At 55.9% G+C, this 16851-nt stretch carries 7 protein-coding genes; 2 read left to right on the top strand and 5 right to left on the bottom strand.

All coding sequences use genetic code 11. The features are described from left to right. Window positions 1–256: 256 nt before the first annotated feature. Genes HNI00_RS17950 through bcp form a run of 3 tightly spaced genes read right to left on the bottom strand, consistent with a single transcriptional unit; the run spans window position 257 to window position 2157 of the window. On the bottom strand, window positions 257–1138 hold the full coding sequence (locus tag HNI00_RS17950; RefSeq protein WP_316788115.1) for an alpha/beta fold hydrolase: 882 nt from the start codon (window positions 1136–1138) through the stop codon (window positions 257–259). Window positions 1139–1190: 52 nt separating this feature from the next. Then, on the bottom strand, window positions 1191–1646 hold the full coding sequence (locus tag HNI00_RS17945; RefSeq protein ID WP_297078600.1) for an NUDIX domain-containing protein: 456 nt from the start codon (window positions 1644–1646) through the stop codon (window positions 1191–1193). A 40-nt stretch (window positions 1647–1686) separates the two neighbouring features. After that, window positions 1687–2157, bottom strand: coding sequence for a thioredoxin-dependent thiol peroxidase (gene bcp / locus HNI00_RS17940; RefSeq protein WP_316788112.1), 471 nt, complete (start codon window positions 2155–2157; stop codon window positions 1687–1689). A gap of 833 nt (window positions 2158–2990) precedes the next feature. Here bcp and HNI00_RS17935 point away from each other — a divergent pair. Both HNI00_RS17935 and HNI00_RS17930 read left to right on the top strand, forming a co-directional pair. Then, on the top strand, window positions 2991–6506 hold the full coding sequence (locus tag HNI00_RS17935; RefSeq protein WP_316788110.1) for a PAS domain S-box protein: 3516 nt from the start codon (window positions 2991–2993) through the stop codon (window positions 6504–6506). A gap of 14 nt (window positions 6507–6520) precedes the next feature. Next, the gene (locus tag HNI00_RS17930; protein WP_316788109.1) at window positions 6521–7621 is read left to right on the top strand and encodes a hybrid sensor histidine kinase/response regulator; all 1101 of its coding nucleotides are present in this window, start codon (window positions 6521–6523) and stop codon (window positions 7619–7621) included. Window positions 7622–7829: 208 nt separating this feature from the next. Here the strand turns inward: HNI00_RS17930 and HNI00_RS17925 are convergent, their stop codons facing one another. Continuing rightward, a complete protein-coding gene (locus HNI00_RS17925; RefSeq protein WP_316788108.1) occupies window positions 7830–10337 on the bottom strand; it encodes a right-handed parallel beta-helix repeat-containing protein in 2508 nt (835 codons plus the stop codon). Window positions 10338–10441: 104 nt separating this feature from the next. Next, window positions 10442–16396, bottom strand: a complete 5955-nt coding sequence (locus HNI00_RS17920) for a cadherin-like domain-containing protein (protein ID WP_316788107.1) — start codon at window positions 16394–16396, stop codon at window positions 10442–10444. Window positions 16397–16851: the final 455 nt, after the last annotated feature.

The raw sequence follows: 16851 nt of genomic DNA, 5'->3' as shown, positions 1-16851 counted from the left end.
CGTGAGGAGATTGTGTGTAAGAAGGTTGTGTGTAAAAAGGTTGAAGCACGCGAAACACACCGTTACCTGAACCATTCTCCAAATCTGATACCTAAAATCTAATACTTAAATCTAAACGCACCACCTACCCTTAAAGACAGCTAGCTGCAACCTACATCGCTCAGTACGGCTGGATTAGTGCGCTGGATTACAGTTCTTCAGGCTTCAGATTAACTTCAGGATCGCAGGGGCGACAAATGCCTGACAGCGCGGCGGATCAGTCATTGCTACGGATATTATTCCGCATAAAAGCGTGAATTGAGCGGGCGACGATGTCTGGCGCAGTTTGCAATAAATCTTGGCCGGGCAGCGTTTGCACCTGGGCCCGGGGGGCATCGGTGTAGACGCGAATTTGGGCGGCGATGAGGGAGCTTTCTGCGTCGCCTTGCAGCAGCAGCAGCGGCGCTTTGAGCCAGGAGAGATGCTGTCCGTGGGTTCCGGTCGAGCCACTGGGGGTTCTGGTCGGGCCGCTGGTCGAGCCACTAGACGCGCCGCCGATGTATTCTGCCTGAATTTCCACTGGGCGACGGTTGAACATGATTTGGCTGGCTGCGGGCGATCGCCGCCATAGGCGCACTCGTTCTTGCAGTTTCAACACGCTGCGCCAGCCCAATAGCTTCGCAACAGGTGCAACCAGATTCAGCAGCCAGCGGGCTAGAGGGACACGGGAGAGGAGCGATCGCCCGCCCCGCCACCGCTGCGCGGCCCCCACCACCTGCACACCCTCCGGAGCCAGCAGCACCAGTCCATCCACCTTTTCTTCGTGCTTCAGCGCAAAACTCGCTGCCACCCACGCCCCCACGCCCACGCCTACTAGAGAGACCCGCCGCAGCCGCAGCGCCTCCAGCCACTCCGCCAGACAGTCCACCTCCAGCGCCACAGAATAATGCAGCCTTGGTCGCTCCGACTCGCCAAAACCCAGCAAATCCGGCATCAAACAGTGATACTGCTCGGCTAGCAGATCCACCACCGCTAGCCACTCGCCACCGTCGCTCCAGGTGTCGTGGAGCAGCACAATTGGCACGCCTTGCCCCACCTCACGCCAAAAGATCTGTCCCTGGGACAGGCGAATGCGTCCGTTGCGAATGGGTAGAGTCATCCTGGAGTGTCTGAAGTCGTCGGGATATGGGGAACCGACCCCAGACTACACATTACGCTAGCGTTGTCAGTCCTGCAAAATAATCCTGAAGCTGGCGATCGTGGTCGTGAGACAGATGCCCGTGGGGAATGGCAGTCGGCTCAAACGCCCGCACCTCTTCTACCTCTAGCAGGTCTTGCACCATAAACGCGCCTTCGACCTCAACGGCGATCGCAATGCAGATCGAGTGAAACCGGGGGTCGCGGCTGGGCGACGAATACACACCCACCAGCCGCCGCACATTCACCAAACGCAGCCCCGTCTCTTCCTCCAGTTCTCGCTGCACTGAACTGTGGATATCCTCGCCCCAGTCCACCATGCCACCGGGCAGGCTCCAGCGCCCATTGTCTCGCCGCTTCACCAGCACAATTTTGCCGTCGGGCAGAATGGGGATAATGCTGGTGCCCGTCAGCGGATGCCGAAACACCACGCCGAGTCCTGTTTTCAGGTATCGCCAGACTTGGTTCATAGCGGGGGAATGGCTGGGGTAATCGCAGGCGGGGCTGGAGCTATGCCCTAAGCGCTGCTAAATCTTCGAGGATTTGTGCTGCGTGGTGGTCGGGCTTGACCTTGAGATAGACTTTGGCAATCTTTCCATCTGGGTCAATCAGAAAGGTATTGCGGCTGATGCCCATATATTCCTTGCCCATAAACTTTTTCAGCCCATAGCTTTCGTAAGCCGTGCCGACTGCGCCATCGGCATCCGTCAACAGCGGGAAAGGCAGATTGTACTTGGTCGTAAACTTGGTGTGCGATTTGGCATCGTCGGTGCTAACGCCCAGCACCACCACGTCGCTAGCCTCGTAATCTGCATAGGCATCGCGAAACCCACAGGCTTCGGTCGTACATCCCGGCGTATTGTCTCGCGGGTAGAAATACAGCACGACCCACTTGCCGCGAAAATCCTTGAGGTTTACAGGATTACCGTTGCCGTCGGGGAGGCTAAAGTCGGGGGCGGGGTCACCAGGTTTGAGCGGCATAAGGAGCTAGCGAATCAGGGTTTACGTCGAGAGTTTGGATATTGGCGCTTAAACTTTGGTACTTAAACCTCAGCGCTCAGATATTCAGCGCTCAGAATTATTAAACGCTTAGATATCAGGTGCTTAGAGGATGTTTGAAAAGTCCTACTGTTTGTCGCAAAGCGTGCAAGATCCCCCTAAATCCCCCTTAAAAAGGGGGACTTTAAGGCGGTTTCCCCCATTTTTAAGGGGGGCTAGGGGGGATCTCTGAGTGCTTAACATTACAGGCGATACCTTTTCAAACACCCTCTAAGACACAAGAGTCAAGCGTAGAGCGATCAGTCTTGAAACCAGTGTGGGAATCAGTGTGGGAATCAGAAATTCCCTCATAAATTGTAAACGGTGCTGTAAACAGTGCGTTACGCCTTATCCGTCTTGACCGTGCATCTTCTGAAAATCTCAGGACTTACACACTTGCGATAGGCTTTCTGGATTTTGGACAATTTCTCGCGGGCGCAGCCCACGAGAAATTGTCCAACTGCGTAAGTCCCAAATCTAAAGATCTGATGTAAATCCAATCGTTAGCCCGTCAGACATGCTTAGTAGAAGGAACAGATGAGGACTTGATTTTTGGAACAGGAGTCGCGTATGTGTGAAACTCTGGCTTCATCATAGAAAACTATGATGGAAGTCTGCCAAAGCGCATAAAGAAGAGATTAAGGAAGAAGTAGTGAAGAAATCTGTAAAAAACTGGCGGCAGTTCCGTTGTCTAAAGTTATGAGAATTTACGGGTTTATTTCCGTTTCTTTAGAGCTTTTATAAAGCTAGTGTGCGATCGCCCTCCATTCCGCCTCATGTTTGGACCGTATCCGATGGACGAATCGCAAGCGCCCGAATCTCAGATTCCACCAGTCTCGTCTGCGGCGCAGGCGGGTGATTTGGGATGGGTTTCAGAGGGCGAAGCCGCGCTGCGATCGCGCATTGCCGAGCTAGAAGCCCAACTTCAGCAGCAGCAGGCCGCGCTTCAGCAGGCCCAGGCCGCGCAGCAGATTCGGGAACAGTTGCAGGGATTGCTGGATGGCGTGGATGCGGCGATCGCCCAGATTCGACACTTTGCCGACGGGCGCTGGTACTACACCTACTGCTCTGCTGGATATGCCCACATCTTTGGCTACTCCGCACAGGAGTTTATCGCGCAGCCCAATCTATGGCGTGAACAGGTTCATCCAGACGATCGGGCGATCGCCCAAACCATCTTTGCCAATATCCTCACGGTTCATTCAGACACCCCACCCAGCCAGCGCACCTTTGCAGTGGAATATCGCTTTACCCACAAAACCACTGGCTTGCGGTGGATTTCTACGCGCTTTCGCGTAGAAAAGCCCACTAAGTCTGCTGACGGACAGACAAGCTGGATCGTTAACACCCTTAGCATAGACATCACCGACCGCAAGCAGGCAGAACTAGCCTTGCAAGAGCAAGAGTCCCTACTGCGGCTGACCTTAGACCTCAACCATGTGGGCACTTGGAAATGGGATTTGGCTACTGGCCGACTGGATTGGAACGAGAATCATTTTCGGTTATTAGGACTGTCTCCCACCGATGTCGAACCTGCCTACGAACACTGGCAGCAGGCTGTCCATCCAGATGACTTGTCTTGGGTCGAAGAAAACGTGCAGGCGGCGCTGATCCAGCAAACCGACTATCGAGCCGAATATCGCATCATTTTGCCCGATGGCACCACCCGCTGGGTGCTGGGGCTAGGGCGGGGGCTATATGCTGCCTCTGGCACGCCCACTGGCATGATTGGCATCATTATGGATATCACCAGTCGCAAACAAACCGAAGCCGCGTTGCGGCTGTCTGAGGCGCGGCTGGCGGGCATTCTTGACATTGCGGCGGACGCTATTATTTCGGTTGACCAGTCTCAGCGAATCATTCTGTTTAACCAGAGCGCCGAGCGCATTTTCGGCTACAGCAGCGCTGAGGTGATGGGGCAGTCAATCGATTTGCTGCTGCCCCAGGATTTCTTTGAAACAGACCGTGAAGCAGTCCATGAGTCAACGCTGTTGCGATCGCCCCATCAGCGATCGCCCCATCAGTTAGAACGGCCGCAGCAATGGGGCAATCGGCTTTTAGGCGAGATACGGGCCCGCCGCAAAGACGGTAGCGAGTTTCCGGCCGAAGCCTCGGTGTCCAGGTTGGTACTCGGCGGAGAGGTCGTGTTCACCACCATCCTACGAGACATCAGCGATCGCAAGCGAATTGAGGCCGATCGTTTGCAGGCCCAGGCCTCACTGCATCAGCAGTTTGCCCGCGAACGAGCGCTCAACCGGGTCATGCAGGCGATTCGCAACTCGCTTGACCTGCAAGATGTCTTCGCCACTGCCACCCGCGAGGTCGCTTTCTTGCTGGCAGTGAACGGCGTTTGGGTGTCGCGCTACGACTCGCAGCGGGGGGTGTGGGTGGATGTGGCCAGCTATGCCCACAGCGCCAACTTTCGCCCACCGGGTCTAGAGATTCCCGATGACAATAACCCGGTTGCGGCTCGGCTCAAGCGCCTGGAAATTGTGCAGATCGATCGCACAGGCGACCTATCGGGTGTTGATCCGGCATATCCAGTTGAGGGCGACCCCGGATTGGGCCACTGGCTGCTGATGCCGCTGCGGGTGGAGGGCTTGGTGTGGGGAGCGCTGGGACTGGCGTGCAGTAGCCACTCAAAAACCTGGCGAGAGGACGAGCTGGCGCTAGTACGCCTGGTTGCTGATCAAATGGCGATCGCCATTCAGCAGTCTCATCTCTATGAAACGGCCCAAGCGGAACTAGCCGAGCGGCGGCGAGTCGAAGCCGATCTCCAGCGCCTCAACCAGGATCTCGAACAGCGGGTGCGAGAGCGCACTGCCCAGTTGCAAATTTCGCTGTCTACTGCCCAGATGGGTATCTGGGAGCGCGACATGGCTACTGGAGCGCAAACCTGGTCGCCAGAAAACTACGCCATTCTGGGCTATTGCACCGATGCCGACGGGCGCGTGCTGGATTCCCACGGAAACGAAATCAGTCCCCGCCCGGTTCACCAGTCGTTTTATGACCGGGTGCATCCCGACGACCGAGAGCGGCTAGACAAAATTGAGTACGACTGTTTGCAAACCCACATGCCTTACGACTTAGAGTATCGGGTCGTCTGGCTAGACGGCTCTACGCACTGGCTCTACGAACGGGGCACATATCTATTTGATGACGCGGGCGTTGCGGTCAAGCTGATCGGCGTGACGATGGACGTAACCCACCTCAAACAAACCGAAGCCGCGCTGCGCCAGAGCGAAGAAATGTTTCGACAGTTGTTTGAAAACGCCCCGATTGGCATTCTGCTGCTGTCGCCAGAGACGGGGCACATCCTGCGGGCAAACCAGCGCTTTTGTCAGATGTTGGGCTATACCCCGGAGGAAATGACCCGCTTCACCCCCGCAGATATTACCTATCCGGCCGACTGGAATTTGTCTGCACCGCTGCTGGAGCAAGCCATGCGCGAAACCAGTCGCCCCAGCAGTCCGCAAGAAGTTCCCCATTTCCGCATTGAAAAGCGCCTGATTCACAAAGACGGGCAGATCCTCTGGGTGGAGTTGACGGCTTGCTTTGTTCGCAATGATTTGAGCCGACTGGGCTATGGCGTGGCGATGGTGCAGGAAATTGGCGATCGCAAACAGGCCGATGCCCAAATTCGCACCTCCCTCCAGGAAAAAGAGGTGCTGCTCAAAGAGATCCACCATCGCGTCAAGAATAACTTGCAGGTGATTTCCAGCCTGCTGCGAATGCAGGCCCGCCGCCTGGAAGATCGCACCACGGCCACGCTGCTGCTAGAATCCCAAAATCGGGTGCAGTCGATGGCGATTATCCACGAACAGCTTTATCAATCAGCCAATTTCTCGCAAATCGACCTGGATAACTACATTCGTCCGCTGGTGGCCAATCTGTTTCAGACCTATGGGGTGAGCCAGCAGCACATTGTTCCGGCGATCGCCACCCACGGACTCAGCTTCAACCTCAACACGGCTATTCCCTGCGGACTGATCATTAACGAGCTAGTCTCCAACGCCCTAAAATATGCCTTTCCAGAGGGCCAGTCCGGTAATATTACTATTTGCGTAGAAATTCAGCCACCCGCCGACAGCACGACATCCCATCTGGGAACGCTAACGGTGAGCGACGATGGCGTTGGAATGCCGCCCGATCTGGACTGGCAGCACACCAACTCCTTGGGACTGGTCATCGTCCGTAGCCTAGTTGCTCAGTTGCAGGGCGACCTGGAGCTTCAGCGCGAATCGGGGACAACGTTTATTATTCGTTTCCCAATCGCAAACCCGTCTGCTTAATCGCTTGCCGTCCTATGCCACCCACTCGTCTGCTCATTGTTGAAGATGAACACCTCATCGCGTATGACCTGCGGGAATCGCTAGAGCGGTTTGGCTACGAGATTGTAGCAATTGCTGACACGGGCATCGACGCAGTGCGCCAGGCCGAGCAACTGCGGCCAGATTTGGTGCTAATGGACATTCGGCTGCCCGGTGAGATGGACGGTATCGATGCTTCCGCACAAATTCAAACCCAGCTCCACATTCCCGTGGTGTATCTCACGGCCAATGCTGATCAGGCCACGCTAGAGCGGGTTGCTGCCTCGCACCCCTATGGATATGTCCTCAAACCCTTTAACGATCGCATTCTGGCGACCACGATTGAAATTGCCCTGGCCCGCCATCGCGCCGAAACTGCTGCCGAAGTGGCTCAGCAATTGACCGAAGCCGAAATGCAGCGCCGCGCCGAACATCTGGCAGTGGTTTCTCACGAAATTCGCACGCCGCTGATGGCAATCCGCGCCTGTGCCGACTCGTTGCAACGTTATGGCAACCTGCTCCCTCCGGATAAACAGCAGCAGCATCTTCAGCAGATTCAAACCGCGGCCGAAAGTCTCAGCCTCTTGCTGGAAGATATTCTCCTGCTAGAGCGAATGCATTCCGACCATCTGGAATTCTTCCCTACGCCCATCGATGTTGCCAGCTTTTGCGAAGAGCAGGTCGAGGTCTGGCGCTATACCTCAGATCATCAGTGCGAATTGGCATTCTTTTCGGATGGAGCGCCTTGCATCACCCAGCTTGATCACAAGCTGCTGTGGCATGTGGTGAACAATCTGTTGTCGAATGCAGTGAAATATTCTCCAGAAGGGGGCTGCGTATCTCTGACGGTGTTTTGCCAACCGGACACGATTGGGCTTCAGGTCAAAGATGAGGGAATTGGCATTCCGCCAGAGGCCCTGCCGCAGTTGTTTGAACCGTTTCATCGGGCCAGCAACGTCGGCGAAATTCCCGGCACGGGGCTGGGGTTGGCGATCGCCAAACGCTGCATCGACCTCCACGGCGGTCAGATCAGCGTGGAAAGCACCTTGGGGGAAGGAACTGTGTTTACCGTGCAGCTCAACCGATTGGAGGGCTAATATGAGTTCCGCTAAGTGGTGCCCAGTAGTGCTACTCAGTAGTGCTATTCAGAGGCGCTACTCAGAGGCGCTACTCAGAGGCGCTACGCATAAAACTCCTGGAAGCCCCGCAGACGCTTGACTCGCTATCCAAAATCGCAAGTCCAAAATCCAAAATCGCAAATCCAAAATCGCAAATCAATGCGAGGATCACAATCAGACGGCTCAACTATCGGAAGCAAGACTGCGCCCCCGGCTTGTTTGTAAACACGGGCGGTCCTGGCAGCACTTCCACTGTCCCCGTGTTGCGCGTGGCAATTGTTGGCAAATCGCCCACCTCAAATAGCCCCCCTGCTGGATTGCTCAGGCGAATTCCGGCTGCACTGCTGTTGTTGTTCACCACTGCACACACATCAGCGGCATTGCTGGTCGATGTAACGGTCAAATCTGGGTTGCCTGCCGTCAGATTGTCGGCAATCCGGTTGTCCTGAATATCAGCAATCACAGTGGCAGCACTATTCGCCGTGAGGCTGATGCCTGCCTGCGAATTCCCAGAAATTTCATTGTCGCTAATGCCGCGAGAGTTGTTATCTGGGTCGGTCACAAATTCCTGAAACGAGCGATTGTTTGCAACGGACTGAATACCCGGCCCGCCGTTGTTGCGGATGATGTTGTTCCCAATGCCAAACTCCTGAGCCGACAGTCCATTGGCTGTGATATCAATGCCTGCGCCGCCGTTGTTTTCAATTCGGTTGCGGCGGAGGTAGACTTCTTGGGCAGAGGTCGTCAGGCTATCTAGCACGCTGCCAACAACCTGCACCCCTGCGCCGCTGCTGCCTTGAATGACAACGTTTTCCAGGGTGACCTCCTGAGAGCCTGTGTTATCGGCCTGAATCAGAACTCCCTGGCCACCGCTGTTGAGAATGCGGCCCCGGCGGAGGTCGATTTGCTGGTTGCCTACGTCGTTGGCTTGCACCAAAAGTCCCTGATCGCGGCTGTCTGTAATCACCACGTTTCGCAGGGTGATGATTTGTTCGGGTGTGAGGCTGGCGGGGCGATCGCCCTCTACCACCATCTCAATCCCCACCCGCTGACTGCTGGATCGATAGCGGGCAATGGTCACTTGGGTCGTACCGTCAGTAGTGTTGCGAATCAGCATCCCCTGCCCAGACCCCGCCCCGCCCGCAATGTTGCGAAGCTGATGGTCAAATATGACGACGCTGCCCGTCACGTTGTCCAAGAAAATGCCGCGATCGCCCGCATTCCGAATCGAGTTGTCGCGCAGTTCCACGTCTCGAACGCCATTGCCCACGATGGCACTGCCCGCCGCATCCTCCAGGCGGAATCCGGCTAAGACGGTGCGGTTCCCCAATCTCACCAGATCTGGGCCGCCACCCCGGATAACCGGAAAATTGCCATCGCCCGACAGAGGCAGCCGCACCAAAACACCATCCTGGTAATTCAGGACTGGGGAAAAGGGCAGCCGCACATCTGTTCTGGGAAAGCCAGGGAAGGGCAAGCCACCGAGTAGCTGCACGGGGCCCTGGGATAGCACCTGCACCCGATCGGGAATCGTGAAGGCAGGAATGTTTACCCTGCGCCCTGCATCAACGTACACCACATCGTTGCCGTCAGAGCGAGTGGCATTGAGAGCCGCTTGAACCGTCCCAAAGGGTCGCTCAAACGTCCCGTCGCCGCCCGCCCCCCGGCCCAAAATCACATGATGAAACCGATACGGCTGCTCTTCTTCCGGGTTCATCAAGGGCATCGTCACCTGCTGGGTCGAGCGCTCGACTTCTTGTTGACGATCAAGGGCAATGCCTCGCGCCCGCAGAATTGGTTCACCGAGTCGAGCCTGAACCAGCATCGGATTGCCGATTGGCCCGCGAGGGCGAATCCGGGGAAAGGTGAGCGTTGCAGAGAAGAGTAAGTTAGTGCCAAACAGATCGTCATCTTGGAGGGCGAGGCCGAGGTTCAGGCTAGGATTGACATCGGCATCCAGGCGCAGCCGCCAACCCAAGGTGCTGTCGCCGCCTGCGGGGTCATAGAAATAGATGCCGCCATAGCCTCGCAAGTCTCCTCCCTGCCAGTGGGCAAGCCGAGCGCCTGCTTCCAGGTCAAACCCGCCAGCGGCCGCTTCGTAGGTTCGCAATCGCTGCTCCTCGATCAGATTTTCCAGGAGCAGAAAGTTGCCCTGAAAGCGGGTGCTGGTGTTCAGAATGCTGCTGATCTCCTGTTCGCGATCGACCTGACGGCGATCGCCAATCGGCAGGTAAGCATTGAAATGAAAATCCCAAATCGCGCCTAAGCTTTCTACCCCCAGCCCCAACTGATGAAACGTATTACGCCGGGTCTGGCGATTGTCGTAAGCCAGATAGCCCCCCCAGATCCGGTTGTCATCCGCATCGTAGAATCGGTGACCCAGAAGCAGACTGCCTCCGACGTTGCTCTCTTCACCCAGATAAAGCCTTGGCTCTAGGAAGGTAATCCGCTCCCCCGGAGATTGATGCAGCGGGATAAATCCTTCCAGGTTTACTGCCTCTTCGTAACCCGATCCACCCGTGTTGTAGCCTGCGCTGGCCCGCACTGGAATGGCCAGGTCAATTGCAGAATCACTCGTGGGAGTATCGGGCGGGGGGGCTTCCTGGGCGCTGATGGGGCTTGGATTGAGAAAGCCACTCAGCAGTATCTCTAGCAGGAGTCCACAGGAAACAAGCTTTAGGGGAAAACACTTCATCTTGGTTAGGGGTAAGCTCGACAAAACACGAGGCAAATAAGATAAGACCGCAGGAACTGCAACTAGAGGGTATCTGGAAATATCCAGAAAGATCCAGATACCTTCTAGAAAATAAAGTGACGAGCTTGCAGGGTGTTTGCATTTACGGCTTCTAGCACGCCCAGGGTCGCAAACTGACCCCCAATTTTGACATCCACTTGAGTATCTGCACCCACCTGACGGAGACGGATGTTACTCATGGAGCCACGACCTCGGAAGATGGCTCGCAGGTCGATGCGATCGCGCACGATCTCAAAGTCCGTAATGATATCGCCAAATTCAGACTTCGAGCGATAGATAAAGAGGTCATTGCCTTGTCCACCGGTGAGGCGATCGCGTCCTGCACCGCCGATGATCCGGTCGTTGCCGCGGCCCCCGTTAATCACGTCGTCGCCTTCGTCACCTACTAGCAAATCGTTGCCACCGCCGCCGTTTAGCGTATCCCGACCCGTGCCGCCAAAAATCCGATCTCGACCGCGCCCCCCGTTGAGGAGGTCATCGCCTGCTCGACCGTGGATCAGGTCGTTGCCGCCGCCGCCATTGATGATGTCATTCCCATCCCCGCCGTCTAGGTCATCGTTTCCAGTGCCGCCGTTGAGGATATCGTCGCCTTCATCCCCTCGCAGAACATCAGGATCGCTGCCGCCGTTGATGATGTCGTTGCCGCCTCGACCGTAGATAATGTCTCGATCGCTAAATCCGTTTAAGATATCATCCCCGTCGGTTCCGATGATGATGTCTGACCCTGAGGAGCCGTTGATGATGTTCTGGGACGCAATTTCAATCGTGGTTGTCGCAGGCGGGCTGGTCAGCGTGCCATTGCTGACGACCACCGTGATGGTGCGATTGGTAGTATCTACAGAGCGAGCGGAGTTGTTGTAGGTGATGGTGGCGATCGCCCGCTTATAGTCTGCCAGAGATGCCGCACCGCTCAAAATTAGCTGACCCGTCGCAGGGTTGTAGGCAGAGGCGGTAATCCCCGGCGGCAGGGCACCCCGAATGCTAAGGCTCTCTAAAGTACCATTCGGTCGATTGACCAATGTAATCACAGCCTGCTGAAGAATCGTGCTGCCAGGGCTGTTAATCGTCAGGTCAATATCAGCAATCGGCGCTGGAAATCCTTGCACAAAGCGGGTCTGATAATCCCGCCCAGAAACACCACTACTATCGTCTGCATCCAAATCAATCGTAAGCGCAGGATTTCCATCCGTCCCTGTGACTGTAATGCTCAGTGTCGAGGTGTCAGTGCCACCGTTGCCATCGCTGACGGTGTAAGCCACAGGCGGCACTGGCCCTGTATATCCCGTCGCTGGAGTAAACGTAAACGTGCCGTTCGCGTTAATAGTCAGCGTGCCAATCCCCGGCAGGTTGGCCGTTTGTCCAGCAGTGAACTTGGTTGTGCCAATGGTGAACTCGGTGATGCTGAGCGTGTCGCCATCGGCATCTGTCGCATTACTCAGTAGATTGCCGCTCAGCGGATTGTCTCTTGCCACACTGAGGGTCTCATTGCCATCAATAGGGGCGCTATTGGCAGGAATAACTGTGATGCTGAGCGTAGATACATCCGTCGTCTCGCTACTATCCATGACGGTGTAAATCACAGGCGGCACCGGCCCAACATAGCCCGTAACCGGAATAAACGTGAACGTACCGTCTGTGTTAATGGTCAGTGTGCCAATGCCCGGAATTGTGGCAGTATCGCCTGCACTGTAATAAGTATCACCGTCAATTGTGAACTCGATAACGCTAAGTGCATCACCATCTGCATCTGTTGCGTTGTCTAGCAAATTGCCACTTAGCGGGGTATTTTTGGCAACGCTGAGAGTCTCGTCACCATCGATGGGTGGATCGTTAACCGGCGTGACCGTGATGCTCAGCGTTGAGGTGTCTGTCCCCCCGTTACCATCGCTGACCACATAGCTCACAGTCGGCACGGGGCCGTTGTAGTTTGGCGCTGGGGTGAAGGTAAACGTGCCATTGGCGTTGATAATCAGCGTCCCTACGCCAGGAATGGTGGCGGTGTCCCCGGCGGTGTAGGTGGTGCTGCCGATGGTGAACTGGGTGATGCTAAGGGTGTCGCCATCTACATCCGTCGCATTCGACAGCAAATTGCCACTCAGCGGAGTGTCTTCTGCAACGCTAAGAGTTTCGTTGCCGTCAGTCGGTGGATTGTTGACTGGAGTAACGGTAATGCTCAGCGTTGAGGTGTCTGTCCCCCCGTTACCATCGCTGACCACATAGCTCACAGTCGGCACGGGGCCGTTGTAGTTTGGCGCTGGGGTGAAGGTAAACGTGCCATTGGCGTTGATGGTCAGCGTCCCTACGCCAGGAATGGTGGCGGTGTCTCCAGCGGTGTAGGTGGTGCTGCCGATGGTGAACTGGGTGATGCTAAGCGGATCGTTATCGGCATCCGTCGCGTTGCTCAGCAGGTTCCCAGTTAGCGGGTTGTCTTCTGCAACGCTAAGAGTTTCGTCTCCATCAATCGGTGGATCGTTGACTGGAGTAACGGTAATGCTCAGCGTTGAAGTGTCTGTCCCCCCGTTGCCATCGCTGACGGTGTAAGTCACAGGCGGCACGGGGCCGTTGTAGTTTGGCGCTGGAGTGAAGGTGAACGTGCCATTGGTGTTGATAATCAGCGTCCCTACGCCAGGAATGGTGGCCGTTTGCCCAGCCGTATAGGTATCTGTACCGATGGTGAACTGGGTGATGCTAAGCGGATCGTTATCGGCATCCGTCGCGTTGCTCAGCAAATTGCCGCTCAGCGGGTTGTCTTCTGCAACGCTGAGGTTCTCATTGCCATCAATGGGTGGATCGTTGACTGGCGTGACCGTGATGCTCAGCGTTGAAGTGTCTGTCCCGCCGTTGCCATCGCTGACGGTGTAAGTCACAGGCGGCACGGGGCCGTTGTAGTTTGGCGCTGGGGTAAAGGTAAACGTGCCATTAGTGTTGATAATCAGCGTGCCCACACCGGGAATGGTGGCCGTTTGCCCAGCCGTATAGGTATCTGTACCGATGGTGAACTGGGTGATGCTGAGGGTGTCGCCATCCACATCTGTCGCGTTGCTCAGCAAATTACCGCTCAGCGGGTTGTCTTCTGCAACGCTGAGGTTCTCATCGCCGTCAATCGGTGGATCATTAACTGGTGTGACCGTGATGCTCAGCGTTGAAGTGTCTGTCCCGCCGTTGCCATCGCTGACCACATAGCTCACAGGCGGCACGGGGCCGTTGTAGTTTGGTGCTGGGGTGAAGGTGAACGTGCCATTGGCGTTGATGGTCAGCGTCCCTACGCCAGGAATGTTGGCAGTGTCCCCGGCGGTGTAGGTGGTGCTGCCGATGGTGAACTGGGTGATGCTGAGGGTGTCGCCGTCCACATCCGTCGCATTCGACAGCAAATTGCCACTCAGCGGAGTGTCTTCTGCAACGCTAAGAGTTTCGTTGCCATCGATGGGTGGATCGTTGACTGGCGTGACCGTGATGCTCAGCGTTGAAGTGTCTGTCCCGCCGTTGCCATCGCTGACGGCGTAGCTCACAGGCGGCACGGGGCCGTTGTAGTTTGGTGCTGGGGTGAAGGTGAACGTGCCATTGGCGTTGATGGTCAGCGTCCCTACGCCAGGAATGTTGGCGGTGTCCCCGGCGGTGTAGGTGGTACTGCCGATGGTGAACTGGGTGATGCTGAGGGTGTCGCCGTCCACATCCGTCGCATTCGACAGCAAATTGCCACTCAGCGGGTTGTCTTCTGCAACGCTAAGAGTTTCGTTGCCATCGATGGGTGGATCGTTGACTGGTGTGACTGTGATGCTCAGTGTTGAGGTGTCTGTTCCGCCGTTGCCATCGCTGACGGTGTAAGTCACAGGCGGCACGGGGCCGTTGTAGTTTGGCGCTGGGGTGAAGGTGAACGTGCCATTGGCGTTGATGGTCAGCGTCCCTACGCCAGGAATGTTGGCGGTGTCCCCGGCGGTGTAGGTGGTACTGCCGATGGTGAACTGGGTGATGCTGAGGGTGTCGCCGTCCACATCCGTCGCGTTGCTCAGCAGGTTCCCAGTTAACGGGTTGTCTTCTGCGACGCTAAGGGTTTCGTCGCCGTCTACGGGAGGACTGTTAACCGAAGGAACGTTGATGCCGATGGTGGAAGTAACCGTGTTGCTGTTTAGCGTGCCGTCGTTGGCGACGAAGGAGAAAACACGAGGCGTTGCGTTGGGGGACGGAGCTGTGTTGTTGTATTGGAGGGATTGCAGTAGGGCGCTTACGGCTGCGTTGGAAAGGTCGCCGCCGCCGTTCCGGGTAATTGTGAGGGTGGCAGTTGTCCCAGACACAGCAACGCTGACTGCAAAGGTCGTGGAGCCGATCGTCACGGTTCCACTGTTAGCAGTTCCCAGGATGAAAGGCGTGCCGCCGATAATGAGGGCTTCGCTGTTGCCATTGGGAGCGTTGACAGAGATGGTGAGCGTTTCGATATCTGCGCCGCTGTTGTTGGGGTCGAAGCCGGAGGCATTCGGCGCTGTGATGGCAACTGCACTGCCTGTGAAGGTCGCCTGAAAGTTGAAATCATTCGGGCCACCCGTGATATTGAAGGGGTCGAGGTTAAGGGTAGGAGCCAAATTGCTACCACTCCTCACAAAGATGCCGCCGCCTGCCACCAGATCCAGGCCCCCTTGTCCTGAGGCACTAGAACTGTTCAGGGCTGCATCCGTCAAGTTCACTAAGTCCGTACCCACATCATTGGGGAAGACGGAGTAGCCAAAGAAGGTCTGCCCTGCGCCAATACCCAGGGACGAATAGCTCAGGAAGACCCCGCCAATATTTTGAGCAGCGATATTAGAACTGAAACGAGGATTGCCCCCTGCTCCCATGTCATTCAGCACGGCAGTGGCCAGGTTGAAGCCTGAGGCCCCCCAGGCCCCTGCGGGCACAACCTGTAGGGGCCCGTAGGCAGTTGGATTGCCGCTAGCATCTACGGCTGTAATTGCAGCAATCGTCAGTGGGTCGTTGCCGCCTCGCTCTAGCAAAAGGAAGCCGATGTCGTTGAGGTTGGCGGCGGTGGGAGCCGTGAGGCCACCGCTGGCGATGAAATCGATCCGTTCGATGTTATTGATGTTGTTGTCGCCCTGATTGGCAAAAACGTTATCAACCCCTCGATTGATAACATTGCCCAGGAGCGCCTCCTCCATCGTGTTGATTCGAGACGGCCTCAGGTTGAGGACGTTGCCAGTTGAATTAAGGTTTTGTATTTCGTACCAAAAGACCTGACGACCCTCAGCGTTGGAGACACTTGGATTGGGGATACGCCGGAGCCTGACCTGATCGACAAGCTGGGCAAGGTTGTAGGTGGAGGATGCAGCGGTGAAGCCAGAAATGACGAGATTGTTGTTGGTGCCGACTGGAAAGTTGTAGGTGTAGAGTTCGTTGGCAGTGCCGTCGCCATCAGGGTTGCCGACTTCGTTGGCAGTGTAGATGCTGGCGTTGTCCGGGAGGTCTACGTAGTTGGCGATGATGCCGCTGATGCTCAGGGGAGCCAGAAGACCCGGATAGCGATGGGTGGCTGCCGCCGCAAAGGGCAGGGCGATCGGGAAAGCGCTCGTTTGGGTATCGAGATGCCAAGTGCCACCAAGGGCCGCATTGCCCACGGGACCTGAGGATGCCGCGATGTTGGCCCCCGTGAGGCGATGGAGGCTTTCGACGAAGGCGGTGCCCACTTCACCCGCAGCCACGTTGCAACTGTAGAGCAACAAGTTTAGAGGAGCTTGGGAGATTTTCCGGCGCTGACGGATATAGCGCAGGGCTGCCTGGTAAGGCTGGAGGGTATCCTGGCTGAGTTGAGTATTTCCTAAAAAGATGCGACCGGGTGCGCCGTGGGCCAGGATATGAACCTGCTGGAGGCGGGGGAACCGCTGTAGCCACTGAATGAGGGTTTCGACCCCATTTTGAGTACGGTCAATGATTGCAACTTTAATGTGCTTGCTGGTGTTTTGAAGAAGTTGCTGGACGTTTTCGACCGCTGAGTCCACCAGGAGAAGAGACATTCCTGCGATATCCATGCGACTGCCCATGACTTTGGAGATACTAGATTCTGAGTTTTTGCTTGAGCTTTTTGCTTGAGCTTTTTGTTAGACTGCCCTAGTCAGAACAACTCCTAGCAGACTTACTCAAGCAGCGTTTTAGGAAATGGGAAGTTGCGACTAAAAAATTGGTTGAATCCAACTTGATAAAGCCGAGATATTCCCAGACTTGTCTACACCAGCAAGATCTGTTCGGCTTGTTGAAGCCCCAGATTTGGCAGCGTAAACAAGACTTGAAAGTATTGGGCTGCGATCGCCCCTCTCTCAAATACCGATTAAATGAAACTGGGATTAATCATCGAACTTTCTGCGAGCTTTCTGTATAACAAGTTGCAAACGCTACCCCACATTTAGGATACCCAGCCTGTGAGGGTTTCCTATATCGCGAGATTTACGGATAGGCAGCTTTATCAAAGCTA

It is taken from the genome of Thermoleptolyngbya oregonensis NK1-22 (assembly GCF_032705245.1).
Lineage (GTDB): Bacteria > Cyanobacteriota > Cyanobacteriia > Elainellales > Elainellaceae > Thermoleptolyngbya > Thermoleptolyngbya sichuanensis.
Note: the sequence above shows the minus strand (reverse complement) of the source record. Positions and strands in the feature narration are given on the sequence as shown.